Raw genomic sequence first — 4,337 nt, 5'->3', positions numbered from 1 at the left:
CTACAGTATATATTGAAATTTCGTATGTTACTTTTCTATCATTAACAATTTTTACAAAAAAAAGACCCCTTCTTTGAAATAGAGGAGTCTTTTTTTATCTCGCAGCAAATTAAATATTTAAATCGCCTTGATCGTCATCCTCAGGAGCTGGCTCTCCATCTTGGTCTAAACCATGATGTTCACGCACTTGTCCCGCAATTTCCTGACGAATATCAGTATTTTCTTTTAAGAATTGTTTTGCATTTTCACGACCTTGACCTAGACGCTCGTCATTATATGAATACCAAGATCCACTTTTTTGAACAATATCTAGTTCAGAAGCGATATCCAAAATTTCACCCTCTTTTGAAATACCTTCTCCGTACATAATATCTACTTCAGCAGCACGGAAAGGCGGAGCTACTTTGTTTTTCACAACTTTAATTCTTGTTTTGTTACCTACAATATCGTTTCCTTGCTTTAACTGCTCTGCACGACGCACTTCTAGACGCACTGAAGAATAGAATTTAAGCGCACGTCCACCAGGAGTTGTTTCAGGATTACCAAACATAACGCCGACTTTTTCACGAATTTGGTTAATAAAGATAGCGATTGTTTTAGACTTGTTGATAGCTCCAGATAGTTTACGCAATGCTTGAGACATTAAACGAGCTTGTAGACCCACGTGAGAGTCTCCCATTTCTCCTTCAATTTCCGCTTTTGGCACTAATGCTGCTACTGAGTCAACAACGATAATATCTACTGCACCGCTTCGAACTAAAGCTTCAGCGATTTCTAAAGCTTGTTCTCCCGTATCAGGCTGAGATAATAATAGCTCATCAATATTCACACCTAATTTTTGAGCATATACAGGATCTAACGCGTGCTCCGCATCGATAAATGCAGCCTGTCCGCCCTGCTGTTGAACTTCTGCAATCGCATGAAGAGCAACTGTTGTTTTACCTGAGCTTTCTGGACCATATACTTCAACTACACGTCCACGTGGATATCCACCTACACCTAAAGCTATATCTAACGCTAATGAACCACTTGGAATTGTAGAAATTCTTTTTTCCGTTTGTTCACCTAATTTCATAATTGAACCTTTACCAAATTGCTTTTCAATTTGTTTTAAAGCCATATCAAGGGCTGCTTGACGATCKTTCACTCAATTTCCTCCTCTATCTCTTTGAAATCATCTATAAACTGCAAACTTACTACGATGTAGTAGCAATGTCGAATTAACAACTTTCTATAACTTACTATACTAGTTTTTGAGTCGTTTGACAAGCAAAAAGCGAATAAATGTTCGTTTATTATTTTATAAAAAAAAGGCTGTTTTTGAAAAACCAAACAGCCTTTTTTCTTTATTTCTTTATCATCTTTAATACGTAATGACAGCCATAATTAACCGTTCGTGAACGAATCCCCTGGCGGCTTCCAGATAGCTGCAGGCTGTAAACTTGAGGAGCTTGATCTTTATAGGCTACTCCTATATATACTGTTCCTACAGGATGTCCTTCTTGTTTGGAAGGTCCAGCTACACCTGTAAACCCGATGCCAATATCCGTTTTGCATAACTGTTGAATACGCTGAGCCATTTCAGCCGCGCACTGCTCGCTAACGGCTCCGTACTGATTCAGCGTGTGTTCGCTCACTCCGAGAATATTTTGCTTGATTTCATAATGATAGGCGACCAGGCTGCCTTTTACAGCTTCTCCAGCACCTGAAACAGATGTTAAACGTTCGCTGAATAAACCACCGGTTAAACTTTCGGCTGAAGCAATCGTTAATCCTTGTGCCGTTAATTCTTTTACCAATTCATTATGTAAAGAAGTTGCTTCGTATCCATATAAATACTCGCCTACGCGCTCTGAAATGGTCTTTTCCACTTCGTCTAACATGCGCTGTGCTTCAGCAGCATTAGCGTGCTTAGCAGTTAAGCGAAGCGTCACTTCTCCATCTCCTGCTAGCGGCGCAATCGTCGGGTTGGTTTGCGCATCAAGCAAATCTTCAATTTCTGTCTCAAGCTGTGATTCCCCTATTCCGAAAAAGCGAAGAACGCGTGATTCAATACTTTCTTTTAATTCAAGCTTTTGAGTTAAAAATTCTTGACCATACGATTCATACATTGGATAAAGCTCTTTTGGAGGCCCGGGGAATAGCATATAGTGTTTCCCCTCTACCGTAAGCCCCATACCTGGAGCCATTCCGTAATCGTTAGGGAGCACTGCCGAACCTTCTAGCACAATTGCCTGTTTTTTATTGTTAGGTGTCATGATACGATTTGACTGTTTGAAATAGGCTTCAATGCTTTCAAGTGCTTCTGCATTTGTTGTGAGCTCTACTCCTAGCACACTCGCAATTGTTTCTTTTGTTAAATCATCTTTTGTAGGACCAAGCCCGCCTGTGAAAATAATTAACTCCGCACGCGTTTGAGCTGTAGCAATCACTTCTTTTAAGCGCTGTGCATTATCTCCTACTACCGTATGATAGTAAACATTAATTCCCAGTTCGGCTAATTTTTTCGATAAATACTGAGCGTTTGTATTGGCAATTTGTCCAAGCAGCAGCTCAGAGCCGACTCCAATAATTTCAGCGTTCATCATATCATCTCCATCTTACTTATTTTGAATTAACAAAAGCCTGTTTGTTTTTAGCAAAGTAGTCCCAGCCTGAAATAACCGTAAAAATCACTGAGATCCAAAGCATTACGCTAGCAAATGGAATGGAAACCCATTCAAAAGGCAAGTTATACAACAGAATAGCTGAAATAGCTAAAATTTGAGTCCATGTTTTAATTTTACCTAACATATTGGCTGCTACAACTTCCCCTTCCCCTGCTAGTACAAGTCTTAAACCAGTGATAGCAAATTCCCGACTAATAATGATGATAGCAGCCCATCCTGCACCTGCAATTAAATCTAAGTCAACAATAGCTACAAGCGCAGCTGAAACCAATAGCTTGTCTGCTAGTGGATCTAAAAATTTGCCCAAGTTCGTGACTAAATCGTACTTTCGAGCATAGTATCCGTCTATCCAGTCTGTTGTAGATGCGATAATAAATAATGCTGCCCCTAATAGGTGAGCGATCGGAATCTCTTTTCCTGCCGCCTCTACTGTGCCAAATGGTAGCGGCACCATCATAAAAATGAGGAATACGGGAATTAGAAAAATCCGCGAAATGGTAATCTTGTTTGGTAAATTCACTTCTTCTGCCTCCAATTACTGTTACAAACTGAAAGCGTGCAAACGAAGTTGTTTGCACGGCTTTGGTTTTATTATAGCGTGAATGAGTGATTAATTCACATATTATCTTTATTTACACCCTGATCACTTTTTAAAACAGGGTGTTTACTGTGCTTCTGCCGGCTGATATTGAATCGTTACAACTTGTCGAACTTGCTTGGATGAATCAAACGGCAAGTCAACCGCTTTTCCATTTACTTTTAACTCTACCCCAGGTGAATAACCGATGTTGACACGAGCTTCAGTTTCTTTCGTCAAATCAAATTCTTTTGTTTCACCTTTTTTTAGAATGGAGCTAAAGAAAGCATTTCCTTTTCCATTTTTCACATCTAACCAAGTATCTGCTTGAGTGGATGTTACTTCTAGATTAAATGCATCTGCACCGGAAAGAGCATACGTAGCACTTCTGCCTGTTTTTTGAACTTCCTTGTATTCTTGTTTACCGCTGTCTTTCTTTTCTTTTTCCGCTTTTTCTTTCTCAGCTTTTTCTTTTGCGGCTTTTTCTTTTTCAGCTTTTTCTTTTTCTTGTTCTTTCTTATCAGCAGCACTTTGTTCATCTTCTGAGTTGCTATTGTCATTTTTTGCAGTAGTTTCATTCGTTTCTTCCTGCGTGTTAGACTGCTGAACTTCGCTGTTTGGAGCTTCTTGGTTAGCCTGCTCCTTGTTTTTATCCGAGACGATATTTTGAGCGATTACCCAAATAATAATCCCCACAACTACAACTCCCGCCACCACTAGAACAGTTGGAAGGTAGTCATATGCTTTTGAAACTCCTTTTGTATGCTGAGGAATTTCTTTGCGGCTGCGAACGCGCGAAAGCTGCTGCGGCATGTCTTCTGTTTGAGTTGAAGGAATGTCTGATTTGTATTCTTCAAAAATAGCATCTGTGTCCAACCCAATTGCTTCGCAGTATTGCTTAATAAACGCTCGTACGTAAAATTTCCCAGGCATAACCTCATAATTGCCTTCTTCAATGCCAAGTAAATAGCGCTTTTGAATTTTCGTTAGTTTTTGTAAATCTTCTAACGACAATCCTTTGCTTTCTCGTTCTTGTCTTAACCTTTGTCCTAACTCTGTCAATGCAGCAATCTTTTTCCAAAGGTGCATGC

The 4,337-nt window shown here is 39.6% G+C and carries 4 protein-coding genes; all 4 read right to left on the bottom strand.

Going from position 1 to position 4,337, the window contains the following annotated elements; genetic code table 11:
• Positions 1-109 precede the first annotated feature (109 nt).
• The 4 genes from recA to AC1DRF_RS17775 all read right to left on the bottom strand — a co-directional run bounded on the left by recA (position 110) and on the right by AC1DRF_RS17775 (position 4,308).
• Positions 110-1,147 carry a recombinase RecA gene (gene recA, locus AC1DRF_RS17790; RefSeq protein ID WP_477741291.1) on the bottom strand — a complete coding sequence of 346 codons (1,038 nt, stop codon included), beginning with the start codon at positions 1,145-1,147 and terminating at the stop codon, positions 110-112.
• Between the two features lie 199 nt (positions 1,148-1,346).
• Positions 1,347-2,588 carry a competence/damage-inducible protein A gene (locus tag AC1DRF_RS17785; protein WP_377572565.1) on the bottom strand — a complete coding sequence of 414 codons (1,242 nt, stop codon included), beginning with the start codon at positions 2,586-2,588 and terminating at the stop codon, positions 1,347-1,349.
• 16 nt (positions 2,589-2,604) lie between these two features.
• The gene (pgsA, locus tag AC1DRF_RS17780) at positions 2,605-3,189 is read right to left on the bottom strand and encodes a CDP-diacylglycerol--glycerol-3-phosphate 3-phosphatidyltransferase (RefSeq protein WP_013058806.1); all 585 of its coding nucleotides are present in this window, start codon (positions 3,187-3,189) and stop codon (positions 2,605-2,607) included.
• 144 nt (positions 3,190-3,333) lie between these two features.
• The gene (locus AC1DRF_RS17775) at positions 3,334-4,308 is read right to left on the bottom strand and encodes a helix-turn-helix domain-containing protein (protein WP_097824488.1); all 975 of its coding nucleotides are present in this window, start codon (positions 4,306-4,308) and stop codon (positions 3,334-3,336) included.
• Positions 4,309-4,337 lie beyond the last annotated feature (29 nt).

This window comes from Priestia sp. P5_B4 (assembly GCF_056400385.1).
Note: the sequence above shows the minus strand (reverse complement) of the source record. Positions and strands in the feature narration are given on the sequence as shown.

Bases quoted from the DNA above. Each gene is read 5' to 3' on its own strand.
- AC1DRF_RS17785 (WP_377572565.1), bottom strand. From the start codon at position 2,588: ATGATGAACGCTGAAATTATTGGAGTCGGCTCTGAGCTGCTGCTTGGA.